This is a genomic window from Bradyrhizobium sp. 33ap4 (genome assembly GCF_032654765.1).
Classification (GTDB): domain Bacteria; phylum Pseudomonadota; class Alphaproteobacteria; order Rhizobiales; family Xanthobacteraceae; genus Bradyrhizobium; species Bradyrhizobium australafricanum.
In genome coordinates this window covers 1-16,092 of sequence record NZ_JAUMTJ010000106.1, presented here as the reverse complement: position 1 = coordinate 16,092, position 16,092 = coordinate 1, and the positions used below count along the sequence as shown (strand labels likewise).

Sequence of the window (16,092 nt, the reverse complement as noted above, 5' to 3'; positions counted from 1 at the left end):
CCAAAGCGGCCTCCCCAAAAGCAGCCTTGAATCTGATTTGCTCCTAAAAGGGAATCCTTAGAGTCCACACCACCTAGGAGCGCTTGCAACACGACCGTCTTGCCGTCGCCGTTGACACCTACGAAGGTCGTGAGGCCGCTCGTCAGATCGATCGACGTGGCGGCCGGCCCAAAGCACCGGAAATTCGTCAGAACAAGCTTTTCAATATGCATTTGGGCGCGTTCCCCCCGAGAGTTGCGCTCATTGACTTTCGTTCAGTGGCGGGGCGAATGCACATCATCTGACGGTGCGTTTCCGAACCACGGTCTGAGCCACGATCCGCCTGTTTATTTTGGTCTTCCACGCGATCTGCGCGGCAGAGAGATTCCTCTTTCGCATCGTCTGCTTCAGGAACGTGTATTCCTTCTCGCTGTAGAGGTAGCCCATGCGGTAGGCATGCTCGATGAGGTCATTGTTGGCGTTGGCGGTTAAGTCCTTCGCGATCCGCTTGAGCCCGTCGAACAGGTTACCGGTATCAATCTGGATGAAGCGGTTGATGCAGACATTGCCGACATAGGTCTCGTTGCCGTTGAGACGGTTGCGAATGTAGCAGTGCTCTTTGATTTCTTGTCCGCATGGGCAGTGGTCAAATTCTTCGCTGATCTCGACTGCGACCAAGGACCATTCAGTGCGGGCCGAGTCGAAGCGTTGCGACACGGACAGGGGCAGGATATGCGCTTTCAAGTTCTCGAAATTGTGCCCTTCCATCCGCCGCCTCGCTCTACATTCGCACGCGCAGGCGCCGCGCGCGCTGGCGGAATGCGTTTTCGCCGCCTTCTAGAATCTCGCACACGAGGCGGCGGATGTCGGGGTTCTCCAAGCCGCCACTTTGATAGGTGATCTCCGGCAGTCGACCGGGGCGGTGGGGGCCACAGGTGGCGACGATGACCTGGTCGGCGTCGGTGTTGACCACCAGATTGGCGTTATGCGTGACGATAATGATCTGGCGGCGCTGTTTGGCCTTACGAAAGCGTTCGACCAACTCGTCGAAGATCGACTTGGGATCGAGATTCTCCTCCGGCTGATCGATGATCAGCGGGCGGTCATCATCGCGGTCGATCGCGAGATAGAGCAGCAGCAGAACGATGCCCCGGGTGCCCGGTGAGAGCTGCTCGATGTCAACGCCCTCATATTGGACACCGTAGCTGACCATAATGTGGTCCGTGCCGTACAGCCAACTCGAAATGCGGCCCGCCCAATCCCGAAATGCCGGTGGATCGCTCCGCTCGACCCGCGAATGTTCGACAAGACCTCGCTCGTTGGCCTCGCGAAAGCTGGCCATCGCCTCGGCGACATCAGCGCTGGAGCCGGTCTCCCATGCGGCCTGGAGATCCGATCTCGCGGCCGCCAGAAGGGAGCCACGTCCCTTGAAGGGGCCCGTCTTGCGAAGGTCGAGAAGATCCTCGCCCTGTTGCGCCCAGGCGCCAACATCGACGACACGGCGGATGGAGAAGGACAGTTTTCCGAGCGCACCTTGCTCGGCCTCGAGCCGCGCTTTGAGCGGCGCGTAGAGCGCCGAGAGCTCGCGCTCCTCGTCGATAATGCCGTCAAATATGGACGCATAGCTGTCACGGCGTGATTGTATAAGCTCCTTGATGCGTTCGTCGGCGCTCTGCGCGTTCTCGATATCCCGGTCGAGCTTTGCCAGAGCGGCTTCATCGCGAGTAATTTTTTCGGATGAGCGAGCGAAGGCCTTGGCGTTCTCCGTATCGATGCCGATCAGCGTGCGGAGGCGGGCGACCTCTTTATTCAAGAGGCTCAGCGTATTTTGGGTGAGAGCTATGCCCTCCGGGAGGAGCGGGGTGCTTGATGGCGGTGCCCCCGTCGCGACTGACGCCTCGCCGGCAGCTGGTCCGGACAGGGCCCCGATGCGTCGGTCGATGGCCTTCATCGCGATCGCGAGGATGGTGTCGACGTCCCCGGAAAATTCCAGGAGGAACGACTTCCACTGGTCCGTATTTAAGCCCGCCTCGGAATGGGCCTGTTGGAGATGCCGCAGGCGCGCTGGCGCCTTCGTCTTGCGGGCGTCGTCGACTTCGTCCTTGAGAGCCAGAAGCGCCTGCCGCCTGCGCTGAGCCTGTTCGACCTGGAAGCGCACGGATTCGGCCGCTGTGGATACTTCGTCGAGCTGCTTGGCTCGTTCCTCGCCGCCCTTGCCGATCAGGCTGCTGCGGTCTCGCTTGTCCTTCGCGATGGATGCTGCCTTCTCGGCGCGCTGTTTCTGCAGTGCTGGCAGGCCGGCCTTCCGATCGCGCTCGACGTTCAGCTCCGAGGCAGCGTCGGCGAGAGCTTCTTCGTGACTGTGCCGGAGGGCGCGACCCCGCGCGGCGCGGAGGTCGAGCAACTCGCGGAAAGTGGTCGTGCCCATCCGGTCCTCGGCCGGGTGGGCTTGGTAGATGACGCGTTCGACCTCGGCGAGAAGCTCGTCGGTAACGCCTTCCGCAGAGCAGAGGCTGTCGACAAACTGTTGGGAGAGGTACTGAACGCGCTGCGAGTCGTAGAAATCCTCCATCTCGACATGGCGGAGTTCGTTGGACGTCGGATCGCCGTCCTCCCAAGTAAGGCGGGCCGATGCTTCGTCGAGATGGTCTCTGGCTCTGCGGATGAAGGACCGTTCACTGAGGTGGGGGGAGAGGGCATAGCCCCCGGCGGCGATGATGTCCGCCAGGGCGGTCTTGCCTGAACCTCGTGCGCCGATGATGCCGACCAGGCCGGCGTTGAGAGGCGTGCTGGGCGTAGCGAGCCAAGGCGCTTCCGTAACTTCGACTGCGGTGACGACCTGAGACGGCAGCGCGCCGCGTGGCGGCGCGTGGCCGATAAAAGCGCGTGTCTCTGGCTCAAGGCATGTCTGGCGCAGAGATTCAAAAGCGAGATCGCCCTTGATCCAGCAATATCGGTCTTTTTCGACCACGCCGACGCGATCTGGACTGTGGGCGTCGCTGCCGTGCAAGCAGGGCTTCGTGCCGTTCCAGTCCGAGACGAGCTTTGCGACCGGCACGGTGCCCTGTCCAAGCCAGAATGCCCGCTGCTTGGGGTTCGAGGAGAAGATGATGTGTGCTGTACGCTCGATCTCTTTGCGAAGAGTGGCGAGCGATGGATCGCCTTGGAGCCCGGACGTGCCGTCATTGCTGCCCGCCGCTACCGCGATCAGGACATTATCTTGCACCCAAGGGCTCCTTTTCCATTCGGTGCGGAGCTCGTCGGGGTTGACCTTGAACTGGTTGGCGCCGACGGCGAACGCCGCATCATCGTCGGTAATGGTTTTGTCGTGGGCGCGGCCAAGGCGAATTAGGTCGGATCGTTCGCATCGGAATGGCTGACCGTAGGCAGTGTAGGTCAGCGAGCGGAGAAATCTTCGGATTTGCTCGACATGCTCGGGATCGTCTGGCGAGACGAGGAGATGGAAGTTGATCGGTGCGCCACTGGCAGCGCCGATGCCATATCGCAGCTCAACATTGGGAAAGATGAGGTCAACGTCGGACAAGCGACCTGACTTCCTGCGCGCGACGACCTGCTCATAGACGTCGATGCTATAGTAGTCGGTGATGCCGAGTGCACGGATGCGCGGCGAAGAGGCTTCGAGCTGTGCGAGAAATTTTTCCCACGCGTCGGCGCCGCGATACTGATTGTTGAGAACGGTGCCTGGGGCGTGGATATGTGGATCCCATCGATGCCACTTGGAGCCGCCAGGATCGCGGGTTCCTACCGCGTCTCCGCTCATTCGGCCACCTTAAGCGGATTGATGATCTCAACGCCCTCGAAGTCCCTTTCGTTTTCGGTAACGACCACGCAGTCGTTCGCCTCGGCGATAGCGGCGATGATCGTATCGAGCGCGCTGCGAGGGCGTCTACGCGTCTTTCCATCGGCCATGAGCTTGGCCCACGCGAGGCCCGCCTTTTCATCGAATGGAAGCACACGGCCTGCGAACAGGGCTTGCGGGCCGTCCGGTCCCGCGAACCATTCCTCAAGCTCGCGCCGACGTTTGCCGGCGGGCTTCTCAAGCACCCCTCGGCAGATTTCGGCAACGGTCAAGGACGAGATGTAGAGATCTTGGTCTGCCTGTTCCGCCAGCCACTCGATCAGCGCTTCTGACGGCGTGGGCTTGGTGACGTTGTTGATGATGTTTGTGTCGAGAAGGAAGCGCATCAAATCTTGACCTTGCGCCCCTCACGGGAGCGAGTCAGGTCGAGATCGGCGCCGACAAGCGGGGAGCGTCGGAGCGCAGCAAAAATGCCGCCCTTACACGGAGGTTCGCCCGCAATCGACTTTCTGACGGTGGCGCGTAGCTCCGAGGCTTCGGGTGTGTCCTCTGCGAGCCTTCGGGCGATAGATCGGATCAGGTCGCGGTCGGCGTCACGACCGAGGACTTCGAAGCGCGCAAGCCCGCGTTTGCCGAGCCGAGAGCGGTAGTTCTGAATCGCACGTCGCTGAGCCTTGCTGATGGCTGCCTCCTCGTCTTTCCAGTAATATAACCAGCGGGGTTGCTCTCGGCAAGGCCTACCCTCGCGGGCGAGGTGGAGACGACCGCGCTGACGGTAGTTTTTTGTTCAGGCTGCGGGGGTGCTCAGCGAAGTCTCCGGTCGGAATCATCTGGTCATCGGCGATAGATGGCGAACCCGCGAAGAAATTTGCGGAACGGCCGCGGGCGACGTCGGTTGCCGCCCCAGAAAGAAGTATCCAATAATTGTGCTCGCGTTTAAGTAGTAGTAGGCTTTAACGAGAAAATCTAGATGTCGGGGAGGGATCGGCATGCGGATTTTGGCTCTCACATTTGCGAGTGTGGCTGGCGTGGTCGTGATGTTTTCCGGCCACGTCGTGTCGCAACAGACACCGTCTACGCATTGCGCAGCCCCGGTCCCAACGGGATTTGATTGGCCGGCGGACCCAGTGAGTCTCTGGAAGATGAGCGGCGGCATCAAGTCGCCGGACCTCGACATCCCTGGCGAGATCGATATGGTCCAGCAACGCGCGCATGGCTGGATGCTGTTTGCAGGCGTAACGCAGCCGGCGAGTAGTCAGCCAAACGCGCAGCCGGTGTTTCATACTTGGTACACGGTCGAGGAGGCGTTCGACAGTAAGCCCGGGAAGATAGGCGACTGCACCAAGCGTCATCCACTTCAACTCACGCTGCCAACACAGCTAGTCATGGTCACGTCCAATCCGGCGCGCGATATGGCAGAGAAAAATGGGATCAACGTGTCGCCGCGCTTCGATCCCAATCCCGGCCAGTTCACCGCGATCGGCGCGTCCGCTTCTACACTTGAGGCGCATCAGGGCGTGGTGGCGTTCTCGCACGTAGCATTTAACCAGGACATGTATGACTGGCTGCGCGATAACCAGTTCTACAGCAAGGCCGCACTTAACCAGCTGCTCGATGCGAATGTCAGCCGCAAGCCGATCGTGCCGGTACCCACAACCGGCATTTCGCTCAAGTTCTCCTGGTGGCCCATAGCGCCGGACCGTCTCACTGCAGTGCCCGTTTGGGACAACGATCCGCGCTTTCCGGGCGATGCCAAAAACCCTCCAACGACGTGGAAGCGAGTGGTGATGGCGGATCCAGTTGGAGGTCTGCCCATTCCGGCAAAAGTGTCGCTCGGGGGCTTCGACCACACCAACCTCACGTCGGTGCCTCTTTCGCGATTCTACAACGTCCAAGTCACTAAGGAAGAGGCCGAGCTCGCAAACGCCGACTTTCGTATCAAATCGGCCGCGACCGCCGTTTTGGGGCGACCGTTGCAGGCCGGGGACTTCATCGTGATGACTGCGCTGCATATCGCAACGCGAGAGTTCCCGCCTTGGGTGTTCACGACCTTCTGGTGGAGCGACAATCCGAACGCAGGCCCGCTGGGCAAGGACATGCCGGCCGCGGTAAAGGGCGTCTTCCGGAATTACGTTATGGACGTCTCTTATAACATCACCGGTCCGAAAGGTCCTGACGGCAAGGCCCCCGTATCGTACAATCCTTGGCTTGAGCTCTTCCAGCTCGGCGGAACGCGCTCGCAGTGCATGGCCTGCCACGCTCGAGCGTCTTATGGGCCGGGAGTGCGGGCTGCGTTCAATCCAGCCGACATGTCGACGGGGGATCCGAATGGGTTCGATGCCACACCGGAAAACTCATCGGACCCGAACTTCGCCAAGGGAACGCTCGATCTGGGTCGCGTGTGGACCATCTTCACGAGGGCCGAATGAGCGCCCCCACCATGTCGGCAAACCGGCCGGTAAGCTTCGCGCTGCACATCAGCGTCATGTTCAGAGACGAGCAGCGACGATGCATGTCGCCCTATCTCGATCCAGGCAGCTATGACGAGGTCAAGGCGAACGCGGAGACGATCTACGCGCGAGTGCTTGACCACAGTATGCCCGCTGACGAGAGTGGCCCGTGGCCGGACGAATGGGTCGCTTTGTTTCGTCGATGGCTCGACGAGGGCTGCCAGGCTTGATCGCCCGCCGCCGGCCCAGGCAAGGCCAGGAATCTGAAGCGGTTATTACCTGCCTTGCGGCTATCCACTCTCACGCCGAAGGCGCGAACGATCGTAGCTTGGTTGTTTATTGATGCGATGATGGATTAGCCGGGTGCCTGGGTCTCGCCGCTCCGAGCGATTCCGGCGATCTCTTCCAGCGTCGAGCGGACCTGCGGGATGAACCTTGTCGCCACGGCGGGCGCGAGCACGAGCAACAGCCGCGCCGCCGAGGCCATTGTCCGCTCGGGCGTAGCCAGCAGCGCTTCAACCGGCGGTACCGTCATTGCCGGCAGCGACAGACGAAATCGCGCGTTGCGGACCAGATGGTCGGCGCCGGCGAAGATCCACGCGATCAGTGGCTGGACAACGCCGTCGCGCAGTCTCGAGCTGTTGACGTGGAACAGGAGCCAGACGGCCGCCCAACAGAACTCCGCAGGACGTCCCGACAAATCGTCTTGCACCAGCCAGATCGAATTGGCGGCCCCTTCGCGGTCCGTGGTCAAGGGGCTGACCACACCGCTCATGCGATGCAGCAACGGATGGAGCGCCGCGACTTCTGGCGCCGCGAGGCCCTGTTCGACGATGGAGGCGATCGCATGGAATGCGCGCGCCATTGCTGCACCGGTCGCGAAGCTCAGCATATAATCCTCGGCGGCGCGGTGGATCTCGCTTGGCGCATCCGCATCGATCACCGCGAGCGGAATCGTGCCGCGCTTGGGATTCTTGAGTTGCTCGGCGGCCTCGCGCGCTTCGCCCGACGCGACCATCCTCACAATCGAGGCGTGCCGGCGCACGCGCGCTACGAAATCGCTCGGGTCGTGCGTGGTGATCGCCTTATGGTCCTCGGCGATCGCCGCCGAAATCTCCGAAGAGAGGATGGGGCCATCGACGAGATAGGTGCGGAATTCGCGGTAGAAGCCGGTCGGCTCGGTGAGCGCTTGATCGGCGTCGGCGAGGAGATAGAAGGAGAGATCGAGCGCGATCACCGGGTGCGAACGGATCGCCTCCAGCGGTTCGGGATTGCTGGCGGCGCCGGGCTGGTAGACCACTTCCTCCTGGCCGCCAGCCTTCGTTCCAGTGATCTTGCGGTACAGCCATAGCAGGCCGTGGCGCACCACCCGATGGCAATGTGCTTCGGTGAGCGTTCCGTCTTCGTCGATCGTCGGCAACGCCGTCAGTGCATCGCGCATCTTGAGGATGGCGACGTCGGGCCGTCCGGCCTGATACGCTGCTTGCGCCGTGTCGGCGAGCAATCCGATCGCCATCGCCCGCACCGATGGGATCTCGGTCCGTATCGCGGCTGCGGCCTGGGCGCGTTCGAACCAGAGTTGCGCCGCTGGCCAATCGCCGAGGATCGCCGCGCTGATCCCCGCTTCACGCGCGATATAGGCGCGCTCGATGATGTCTTGGCCGCCTGCCTCGGCTGCCGCAGTCAGCAGAGGCAGCGCGGCCGCATGGTCACGCCGACGCCAATGGATCTTGGCGCGCGCGCGGCCGAACACCATGTCGGTCCCGATCTGCGCTTCCGCATCGGTCAGGCAAACGAGAGCGCGCTCCGCATCGTCGCCATTTTCGTCTATGCAAACGGCCCGTGCGATTGCGCAGCGAGAGGCTAGCATTGGATTGGCCCAGCGCATTGCCAGGTCGGCGCAGGCGCCATAGTCGCGTTGAGCTGCCTCCCAGTCGAAGTCCCCGGTCCGCGATTCCTTGAGCCACCCGTGATTGACCAGGACTGAGATGTCGCCGCGGCCCGGCTGAAACGGCGAGAAAAGGCGCTCCCGCGTCCCCGCATCTTCTCGGTCGAGCCGCTCCATGATCTCGCGGAATCGGGTAACGGTCTGGATGCTGCGCAGCTGTCCGGCGAACAGCACGCCGCTGACATGCGGGTTGCTGCCTAGCTGCGACTTGAAATTGTGGCTGGTCACGGCGAGCCGCTGGTCGGACTGGCAGAGCCGGTCGAACCGGAGCAGGATCTCCAGCCAATCCTCGAACAGCTCGCCAGTGCGCGGATGAAGCAAAAGCTTGGAGAGCGCGAAACCCTCGAACATTTCCTCGCCCAGCACATAAACGCGCTCCTGTTCGAACGCGTTCCAGCAGGCGCGTGCCCGCTCGGGCGAGCCATAGGGAAGCAGCACAAGCAATTGGGCGAACCGCATCATCGCCGAGGCGGCCATGTCCGTTGGGAAGATCGGTGCGTCTACGGGCAGAAACATGAGCTCGGCCAGGAACGGCGCGAGCATGTCGATTATCCCAATATTGCAGGTGATCACGCTGAGTGCGAACCCGACCACCAGATCAGTGTCTTCGCTGTTGAGCGCATGATGCATAGCCGCTGGGGCATCGACGGCATCCATATCTTTGCCTCGCATCATCGCGCCCGCGACGCAGCGGTGGATGGCACGGAGTTCGGCCGCAGAGAATACGTCGATCGCCGCGTTATCGAGCAAGGGCGAGACGCGGAGCTGGTTGCGGCGAAACGGCTCGATCCAGGGCCCCACCAGCTGGTCGAGGACCAGACCGCCGCGCGCCACCGCGGGGTCGAGCCCAGCGATTTGGATGGCGAGGTTGCGACTGAAACCCCCTCGGATCAGACTCGTGCGCAACAGCAGCGTTTGCGCATCGGCCGAAAGCGAGCCGACCAGCCGCTGTCGCACTGCACGCCGCTCCGCGCCGATCTCGGACTGCAACTGGCCGCCCAGCACTGCGGCGATCGAAGCGCGCGACCAGTTGCTGTTTTTCAAATGGAGCAGCGCCGCCATCGTCAGTTGCGGATGACCGTTCGCCGCCGCGCGATAGACCGAACCTGCATATTTTGGATCGCCGCCCGCTGCGGTCACGAGGCCGGCAACTTCCCCCTCGTGGAGATAGGGTATGTCGACCGGCGGCACTGCACCGGGCGCGAGCTGGTGCAGGGTCGTGCTCGCGGGAGCCCGATAGGTGGTAACGATCGCGGTCGTGTCGCGTCGCCCAAGGCTTGCAAGCACACGAACGAGCGCGTCACGTACCATCGGATCGTCGAGCTCGTTCAAATCGTCGAGGATGACGTGCGTCGCAGGCGAGGCGGCTAGCTCGCCTTGCAATTGGGCGAGCCGCGCCGCAGTTTCCTCAGGCGATAGGTGACGGAAATCGGCGATTGACCAGGGTACGCCGCTCTGCGCCGCGACGAGCCTTGCCGCGAGCGACTTGCCTAGACCGGTCCCGCCGCTCGCAATGGCGAGGCCGCATGCGCACCGGGCTGCATCGATTGCAGCCACCAACGCGTTGCGCGGCGCATAGGTCTCAGGCAGCGGGAGATCGTTTGCCGGCACCAGGAGTGGAGTGCGCGATATGGTGTTTGCGGTGCCTAGTCCCTGGAAGGCCGCAGCGAGCTGCTCGATCGGAACGGCGACCAACGCGGCTTCATCGATCAGTGCCAACAAGTCCGCGCGGCGAAGCGCGCGTCCCTCGTCGGAGGTCGCGGTCCGCAGGACGCGTTCGAGCACTGCAGAGGTGAGAGTCTTGGCAGTATGGCTCGATAGTTTCCGGGCAGAGGCGACATATTCGATAAGCCCTGCCTCCAGATCTGCGCGCACGTCAGAAAGTCCCGGAGCGCCGCAGTCCCAGTGAATACGCTGCAGGAAGTCGTTGCGAAATGCCTCGTCAGAAAGCGATTCGAGATAGATCCGGGTGGCTTGCTTGAGATCGAGCGAGCTGATCAGCGCGCGGAGCGGCGCCGGGTCTGCGCCGGCGGACGCGCGTCGCCAATAATGAAGTGCTGGTGTTGCGTCGACGCGATGCGCCTTATTGCGCTCGAGACCGATCTCGGAGGTTGTCAGATAGTGGAGCGAGACAGTGCGGTATGGATTTCGCGCGACCAGGTCGACATAGGCATCGATCGCGGTTCGTACCCCTTCTGATTGGAGGGTAATGTTGCCGCTGCGAACGGTATCCTTTACTTGCGTGCCCTCTAGCGCATGCTGCGTCGTGACGGAATAATCCTCTGCAACTTCGAGGTGAAGGATCGAGCGGTCGCCTAGCGCCAGCCAGGCGAGGCTCGACGCATAAAGTTGATAAGCATAGCCGCGCAGAGCCGCCACTGCTTGGCGTGCGGCGTCGCCTTGTGGCGAGTCGAGGCGCGGCCCTGATCCGAAAACCTGCATTGCGGCCTGTCTAATATTGGCTGGCGGGAAATGACTCCTATCCGCTAGAGCACCTTGTGCGCCAGCTGCCATTTGGTAGCATTCTCTGAGTGAATTGGGGGATTTTATGAGGAAAGTCGAAGCAAAGCAGATCTTCGAGGGGCGCAACGGCGATGACCTGTATGACGCTTATGGGCCGAGCAAATTGGGCGATAAGATTGTTTGGGAAGGGGTCGTAAAGGACGCCGACGACGAATGGCAGGCGCGATACATCCTGGTCAATCGAGATAAATCGTACGAGATTTACGAGGACTTCCAGGCCTTCATGCTTTAGGTTGGACGCCTCTACGAGGGCCTGGAGTCGAAGCATTTGCGCGAACGGATGATGGTCGTGATGCCTGCCGTCGCGCTTGTGGTTGCGATCGGAATCTGTGCGTATTTGGTGATCTTCAAAGAAAACTACAGCGCTTGGGCGGCTGCCTTCATGTTCTTCAGCATCATTGCTTCAGCGTGCGTCCTGTATTTCGGAACTTACAGGCAGCCGAAGTTGCCCGAGGTATCGACGTAACGCATGCTGTCCCAACTGAGCTATTGGCCATGGATTATTGGCGCTGCGGTATCATTCGTGCGGCGGCCGCTACAACCAAGCGCACCGTTGGAGAGGTGACGATTGATCCGGGCGTGGCCATGTTCACCAGCGGGCTATCGCAGTGATCTTTTGCGCTTTGGTCGAAGCATCAACCACCGGCGTGTTTGTCGATAGATCGGTAACAGATATTTCTGGATGCTACTTTTGGGCTTGCGCTCACGAGCTTGGTATCCTCGGCGATCGGCGGAGGACTGGGTGGCTATCTCGTGTGGCGGAAGTTCAAGCGTCCGCGATAATGGCCACCGACAAAGGGGCAAGGAGGGTAGGCCTGTGATGACCGGCGATCTCGCTGGCCTGCCTTCTCGCGAATTTTGGACGGCATGCTCACCATCCTGCGTCGTAGCAGGAGGCCGCGCGATTTCCGTCCGGTATCTTTCATGTCCAGTTCCGCGCTTGAGAGTGGGTTCAACGAAAGAATAAGACGCCAATGCTTTGCACAGCTAGCGCCGCCCGATGGGGCGCAATCAGTTGCGCCGCGGCCATTCTGGACCCATTGCCTTGCAGTGCTTCAGCCCGATCGGTCGCTGAATTTGGGTTCCGATCGCTGGCGGGCGCGCATTTGCCGCCTGCTTGACCAGACGTTGCTTGGTCCTGCAATCTGCGGTTTCAAAGGGGAGTGGGGCTCCATTGACGCCGATAAGACAAAGGCTTCTCGCGGATCGGAAGGCGTTGCTCGACTTGGGCACGCGCAATCGGCTGATCAACATCCCGCTGAGAAAAATATTCGCGCTATAGAGATCGTTGACGAGAAGACGTCAGAGGTATTTCGCCTCCTGGCAGAGGGCAAGCGCTTCACGTTTCTGCCGGCTGAACAGGCGTCCGAGGAAAGCGCGACTTCGAACACACTGGCGCAGCCGGCTGAAACAGGAATTCAGGCGCGGCACACGGATAAGCGCCTCCAAACCAAGCTGTCACTTGAGGCGCTGCAAAAACGTCTCCTGGATATTTGGACCCTCGAGGAGGAGCAGGGCGTCAACATTCTCTATCTCGCTCTCGGCTTGTTGAAGTGGTTTGAAGACGACAAGTCGGATGTTGAGCGCCTCACGCCACTCGTCCTTCTACCAGTACGTCTTGAACGCAGCAGCGCTGCGGATCGCTTCCATCTGGTTTCGCGATCGGAGCCGCCCTCGCCAAATTTGTCGTTACAGGCAAAGACGGACGGTGAATTCGGGCTCAAAGATCGACGACTTCAGCGACGAGGACGCAGGGGACATCGCCGGCTACCTGGCGAGCGTCGCGGAGACCGTTTCCGGCAAATCGAGATGGGAAGTTCGTAGCGACGCCATGGTTCTCGGCTTCTTCTCGTTCTCCAAGTTCCTGATGTACCGGGACCTGGATCCAGAGAATTGGCCGGTCGATGGATCGCTGGACCTGCATCCGTCAATACAGAGCCTGTTGCAGGACGGATTTGAAGCTCCCGACCCGATCGTTGCGGACGACGGCAAGATCGATCCGATCAATCTTCCGGTCGCAATGAACCATGTGATCGATACCGACTCGTCCCCAAACCGTAGCAATCGAGGAAGTCGCGCGCGGTCGCCACCTGGTGATCAAGGGACCGCCGGGCACTGGCAAATCCCAAACGATCACAAACATCATCGCCGCTGCTGCCGCGCAGGGAAGAACAGTTTTGTTCGTGGCTGAAAAAATGGCTGCGCTTGACGTCGTGCATCGCCGGCTTCGAGACGCCGGTCTGTCATCGCTCGCGTTGGAGCTTCACTCAAGCAAAGGCGAACAAACGCGTGCTACTCGAGGAGCTAAAGCGCTCGCGAGGCGGATCCGCCCCGGCTCCAAAAGGGGAAGCTACGCTGATACAGCGGCTAACCGATAGCCGCGACAAGCTGAATGCGCATTGCGGTATTGGCCCGTTGGGGGTGTTGAACGGAGAATTCGCGAAGAAGCGAGATCATCTTCCGATACGACGGCTGCTTGAGCGCGCCGCACCGGTCATTCATGCTCGCGAGACTCCCGCCAGAAGCCTAGGCGTCGCCACGCTCTCCGTCGCACAGCGCCAGGCGATCCAGAATGAACTTGAGCTTCTGAGACGGGAGCATCCCGACACTGAGGAATTCTTTGGACGAAGCACGAGCGAACCCTTCTTCGTGAAAAATCTCGAAAACATTCAGGGGGATGAGCGCGATGTAATCTTTATCTCCCTCGGATACGGCAGGACGAAGGAGGGCTTCATTTCGATGAGCTTCGGTCCGCTGAACTCGGACGGAGGCGAGCGTCGTCTGAACGTTTTGATCTCGCGTGCCAAGCTGCGCTGCGAGGTCTTTGCGTCGATAACCGGCGATGACATTGACCTTCCCGTGCAAAAGGGCGAGGGGTCGTCGCCCTCAAGATGTTTCTTTCCTTTGCGCAGACGAGAAGGCTGGGTCTGGCGGAGGAAAGCGGTCGAGATGCCTACTCGATTTTCGAAGAGCAGGTCGCAGCTGCCCTTGCCAATCTGGGTTACGACGTGAAGAACCAGATCGGTACAGCCGGCTTCTTTGTGGACCTGGCCGTCGCTGACCCCGAAAGGCCCGGGCGGTTTGTGCTTGGGGTTGAGTGTGATGGCGCATTATCATTCATCTCGGTCTGCCAGGGATAGGGACCGCCTCAGGCAAAACGTTGTCGAAGCGCACGGCTGGGTTCTGCACCGGATTTGGTCGACCGACTGGTTCCACCGGCCTGAAGAGGAGACGGCAAAGGTCGTCAAGGCTATCGAGGCCGCAAAAGCCCATTGGCGCGAGACGGATGAGCGTGCAGCCGACTCCATTTCGGCGGTCCCCATACGTTTCACAGCTCATGAGGAAGGCGATGTCGTTGTGGTCGTAGGGGAGGTCTTGAACGAACGGTCGGATGTTCCGCGTTACGAGAAGGCGAGCTTTGCAGTTAACCGTCGGCGCGAGCCTCACGAAACGCCGCTCCCCGAGATGTTGAAGTATGTTGTTCGCGTTGTTTCGGTCGAGGGACCAATCCACGAATCAGAGATCGTCGTCCGGATAAGATCGTTGTGGGGATTGGCGAGAGCGGGCAACCGCATTCGTGACGCGGTCCTGGCCCGCCGTAAGGGCTGCCAAGCAGAAGGGCGATATCGTGGGTGGACCATTCTACTCTCTGTCGGACCAGCAAGTGGTCGTAAGGATCGAAGCGAGATCGATTCCAATTCGCTGCGGAAGCCCGAATATCTTCCAGCAGAAGAGGTCAAGCTGGCAATCGGTCGGGTGGTCGCCGAGAATTTTGGCGTCCGAGCAGGAACAGCTGATCCAGGCTGTTGCACGCTTGTTTGGCTTCGGATCTACCAGCGCGCAAACTCCGAGGCGGCAGTTACGGATCTTCTTGATGCCGGTCAACTGCGTCTGGACGGTCGCCTTATTTCACCTGTTCGCTCAGAAACCGTTCCCTCTTGAAATCGGGAGAGCCTAAGTCACGCTTGCCTGTTGTAATTGTTATTTAAAGTCGTCTCTACTTAAGGTGAAAGATTTCGCCCCGATCGAAGTAAACTGGCGTTCTCCGCAGGATCTATCGTCTTAAAAATTGGGCCAGCCCTCTTTTCGTTTGGATGGAGTGGCTCTATTTTCTCTTCGAGGAGAGAGTCGCAAATTCTCGCAGATGTGGCAGCAAATGACGGTAAAGAAATCCAAGAGAACGGTGGCCAAGGCCAAGAAGTCCGCGCCGGGCATGGGACATTCTGGCAGACTCGCCGGAGTAACGTTCCGAATGTTGCCTGCCGCCGAGGTGAAGAAGGCCGCGGGGGACCGTTGGGCCACGGTAGTCCCGGGTAAGAACTCGAGCGTGAAACGGATCAAAACTCTATACAAGACCGCCGGCTACGATCCAATCGCGGCGACGTCGGACGGTGTTGTTATTGTAAAGCCGCCCGGCAAGCCACGAGACTTCACTGTGCAGCGTTTGGAAAAGGCCATCACCGGTGTTCGCGGTAGGTCTTGATGCCTCGTCCATCGGCGGACTTAGCTGTCTTCATAAATTGTCCCTTCGATAAGAAATACAGACCCTTTTTCGACGCAATTGTTTTCACGGTCGCCCGGTGTGGCTTTCAGCCGCGTTGCGCGCTCGAAAGCAGTGATAGCGGGGGGACCCGCATCGAAAAAATCATGAATCTGGTCGAACAATGCCGTTACGGCATTCACGATCTTTGTCGAACAGAATTGGACAGTACAAACCGGTTGCCGCGTTTCAATATGCCCCTTGAATTGGGGATCTTTCTGGGCGCGAAGCGATTTGGAGCGACGCAGCAGCGCCGGAAGAGCTGTTTGGTTTTGGACAAAGAGCGATATCGGTACCAAAAATTCATTTCCGACATTGCCGGGCAGGACATCAAATCCCATGATGGCGATGCCAAATCTGTCATAGCCCAGGTTCGCGACTTTCTCCGCACGGAGTCAGATCAAAAAGCTCTACCTGGCGGGACCGTAATAGCCATGGAATATGCAGAGTTCGAAAAGCAGAAACGTAAGATCTGCAAAGAGCTCGAATTGGATCCCCTCGAGCTGACCTTTACCGATCAGGCCTTTATCATCGCCTATTGGATCAAGCAGAAAGCTGTCGGCTGATCAGCAAATGAGCCGCCGTCAAGCAGGTGGCATGGCAACGGCGCGCTCGAGATTGCCGCACGCGCTTTTGGCGTCGACGATGCCGTCGTACCCGCTGCAAACCGCATGACGAAAGAATGCCAAGACCTCCTTGGCTGCTTCCATGCGCCATCCGTCACGCGACCGCGCGGGGCGACGGCCGCCATGCTCGCCTCCTCAGAGCCTGACTGAAAAATGGGTGAGTGATCTCAGTGGGGTGTGATTCCATCGGATTTGCAAAGATTCGA

15 protein-coding genes and 1 pseudogene are annotated in these 16,092 nt (G+C 60.2%); 9 read left to right on the top strand and 7 right to left on the bottom strand.

Features of this window, described 5'->3' with window-relative positions:
* From Q2M23_RS41845 to Q2M23_RS41825, 5 genes are all read right to left on the bottom strand, one after another.
* A partial coding sequence (locus Q2M23_RS41845) for an AAA family ATPase (protein ID WP_316399231.1) occupies window positions 1-212 on the bottom strand: 212 nt, incomplete at its 3' end.
* 64 nt (window positions 213-276) lie between these two features.
* Complete coding sequence (locus tag Q2M23_RS41840) at window positions 277-747, bottom strand: hypothetical protein (RefSeq protein ID WP_316399230.1); 471 nt, start codon at window positions 745-747, stop codon at window positions 277-279.
* Between the two features lie 13 nt (window positions 748-760).
* Window positions 761-3,760 (bottom strand): TrlF family AAA-like ATPase, encoded by a 3,000-nt coding sequence (locus tag Q2M23_RS41835; protein ID WP_316399229.1) that lies wholly within the window; start codon window positions 3,758-3,760, stop codon window positions 761-763.
* Complete coding sequence (locus Q2M23_RS41830) at window positions 3,757-4,185, bottom strand: type II toxin-antitoxin system VapC family toxin (RefSeq protein ID WP_316399228.1); 429 nt, start codon at window positions 4,183-4,185, stop codon at window positions 3,757-3,759. The genes Q2M23_RS41835 and Q2M23_RS41830 overlap by 4 nt, the downstream gene beginning before the upstream one ends.
* Window positions 4,185-4,481, bottom strand: a complete 297-nt coding sequence (locus Q2M23_RS41825) for a hypothetical protein (protein ID WP_316399232.1) — start codon at window positions 4,479-4,481, stop codon at window positions 4,185-4,187. Before Q2M23_RS41825 ends, Q2M23_RS41830 begins: the two co-directional genes overlap by 1 nt.
* Window positions 4,482-4,941: 460 nt before the next feature.
* Here Q2M23_RS41825 and Q2M23_RS41820 point away from each other — a divergent pair, with 460 nt between their 5' ends.
* Entirely contained in the window at window positions 4,942-6,228 is a 1,287-nt protein-coding gene (locus tag Q2M23_RS41820; RefSeq protein WP_316399226.1) for a hypothetical protein, read from the top strand.
* Window positions 6,225-6,479, top strand: a complete 255-nt coding sequence (locus Q2M23_RS41815) for a hypothetical protein (RefSeq protein WP_316399225.1) — start codon at window positions 6,225-6,227, stop codon at window positions 6,477-6,479. Before Q2M23_RS41820 ends, Q2M23_RS41815 begins: the two co-directional genes overlap by 4 nt.
* A 125-nt stretch (window positions 6,480-6,604) precedes the next feature.
* Here Q2M23_RS41815 and Q2M23_RS41810 read toward each other — a convergent pair whose 3' ends face one another.
* Window positions 6,605-10,639 carry a hypothetical protein gene (locus Q2M23_RS41810; RefSeq protein ID WP_316399224.1) on the bottom strand — a complete coding sequence of 1,345 codons (4,035 nt, stop codon included), beginning with the start codon at window positions 10,637-10,639 and terminating at the stop codon, window positions 6,605-6,607.
* A gap of 106 nt (window positions 10,640-10,745) precedes the next feature.
* Here Q2M23_RS41810 and Q2M23_RS41805 point away from each other — a divergent pair, with 106 nt between their 5' ends.
* From Q2M23_RS41805 to Q2M23_RS41765, 7 genes and pseudogenes are all read left to right on the top strand, one after another.
* Window positions 10,746-10,952, top strand: a complete 207-nt coding sequence (locus Q2M23_RS41805; RefSeq protein ID WP_316399223.1) for a hypothetical protein — start codon at window positions 10,746-10,748, stop codon at window positions 10,950-10,952.
* A gap of 635 nt (window positions 10,953-11,587) precedes the next feature.
* Window positions 11,588-12,544 (top strand): DUF4011 domain-containing protein, encoded by a 957-nt coding sequence (locus Q2M23_RS41800; RefSeq protein WP_316399222.1) that lies wholly within the window; start codon window positions 11,588-11,590, stop codon window positions 12,542-12,544.
* Window positions 12,545-12,551: 7 nt separating this feature from the next.
* Window positions 12,552-12,911 carry a hypothetical protein gene (locus Q2M23_RS41795; RefSeq protein WP_316399233.1) on the top strand — a complete coding sequence of 120 codons (360 nt, stop codon included), beginning with the start codon at window positions 12,552-12,554 and terminating at the stop codon, window positions 12,909-12,911.
* Window positions 12,814-13,098 carry an AAA domain-containing protein gene (locus Q2M23_RS41790; RefSeq protein ID WP_316399221.1) on the top strand — a complete coding sequence of 95 codons (285 nt, stop codon included), beginning with the start codon at window positions 12,814-12,816 and terminating at the stop codon, window positions 13,096-13,098. The genes Q2M23_RS41795 and Q2M23_RS41790 overlap by 98 nt, the downstream gene beginning before the upstream one ends.
* 121 nt (window positions 13,099-13,219) lie before the next feature.
* Window positions 13,220-14,662 (top strand): annotated as a pseudogene (locus Q2M23_RS44325) (DUF3320 domain-containing protein); the annotation flags it as partial.
* A 214-nt stretch (window positions 14,663-14,876) separates the two neighbouring features.
* Window positions 14,877-15,203: a hypothetical protein gene (locus Q2M23_RS41770; RefSeq protein ID WP_316399217.1), complete on the top strand. Its 327-nt coding sequence runs from the start codon at window positions 14,877-14,879 to the stop codon at window positions 15,201-15,203.
* Between the two features lie 164 nt (window positions 15,204-15,367).
* Complete coding sequence (locus Q2M23_RS41765; RefSeq protein ID WP_316399215.1) at window positions 15,368-15,826, top strand: hypothetical protein; 459 nt, start codon at window positions 15,368-15,370, stop codon at window positions 15,824-15,826.
* A gap of 18 nt (window positions 15,827-15,844) precedes the next feature.
* Here Q2M23_RS41765 and Q2M23_RS41760 read toward each other — a convergent pair whose 3' ends face one another.
* A complete protein-coding gene (locus Q2M23_RS41760; RefSeq protein WP_316399214.1) occupies window positions 15,845-15,970 on the bottom strand; it encodes a hypothetical protein in 126 nt (41 codons plus the stop codon).
* Window positions 15,971-16,092: the final 122 nt, after the last annotated feature.